The organism is Vibrio sp. Vb1337, assembly GCF_033338715.1.
GTDB lineage: Bacteria > Pseudomonadota > Gammaproteobacteria > Enterobacterales > Vibrionaceae > Vibrio > Vibrio alginolyticus.
Window position 1 is genome coordinate 1 of the sequence record NZ_JAWOTD010000280.1, and the last position, 1,033, is coordinate 1,033.

A 1,033-nucleotide genomic window follows, 5' to 3' on the forward strand; every position below is an offset into this window, starting at 1 on the left:
ACAAGGATACCAAACCCAAATGCAACTAAGGTTGCCAACGCTGCACCATTAATGCCGAGATCGAGCGTGAAAATGAACAGCGGGTCTAATACCAAGTTCACACCACTTGTCACCATCATCATCGTGCCCGGAAGCATAGTGTTGCCATTGGCACGACAAATACTGTAGTAAAAATAAAGGACTGCACCAGCCCATGAACTCAGCAGCCACCAAGGCCAGTAACTATCTATGATAGGCATAACAGTTTCTGGCGCGCTGAGCAGAGATAAAATAGGGTAACGCAGCAGCCAAATTAAGAGGCCGAATACCGCAACACCGATTGAACCAATCATTAAGACCAATCCGCCAAGTTGTTTGGCATAGCGAGCATCATTCGCGCCCAAGGCTTTAGAGATCACTGCGGTAGTCGCGATGCCTAAGCCTACTTGAATGCCGATAATGACCATTTGAAGCGGTAGGGTGAAACCTTGAGCGGCAAGCGGTAAAACGCCAAGCTGACCGATAAATGCACTGTCGACAAGCTGAAAACTCATTAAGGACAACACACCAAACAGCATTGGCCATGTCATCGTAAACAGTTGTTTTGCTAACGTAGGTTGTGCGTTAGTAGAAGTTGAAGGCATAGGAATTAGAGTGTGTTGGGATTCGAGAATGGTTTTATTGTACACACTGGACTACAAAGTGACAAAAAGAAACCCCGAGTAAGGAATGCTCACTCGGGGTTTGAAACTTGAACTAATCGGACTTATTTTTTGCCGCTAGTTTGCTTGTCTTCTTCAGTCAGTTCGCGAATGCGACGGCTGATGTCACGACGTGCTTTAGAAATCTCTGCACTTTTGATGATGTGATCATCAACGCGGTCTTCGTAGTCAGCTTTCATGTTTTTGATGATAGCGACGATTTCATCGTGAGACATTTCTGGTTTGATGTAGTCTAGTAGGTTTTCTAGAAGGTCTACACGTTTACGGTTATCACGAACTTTCTTCTCGTTATCAAGAAGCTCACGTTTTAGTTTGTTTTTACGACGAGCTTG

General features: G+C 44.9%; 2 protein-coding genes. Both read right to left on the bottom strand.

Annotation, left to right across the window (positions count from 1 at the left end; all coding sequences use genetic code 11):
• Positions 1–623 (bottom strand): MATE family efflux transporter (locus tag R7E42_RS25630; protein WP_318073331.1); only part of this gene is annotated, 623 nt, incomplete at its 3' end.
• 122 nt (positions 624–745) lie between these two features.
• The coding region (locus R7E42_RS25635; RefSeq protein WP_318073330.1) for a DUF496 family protein at positions 746–1,033 on the bottom strand (288 nt) is incomplete at its 5' end.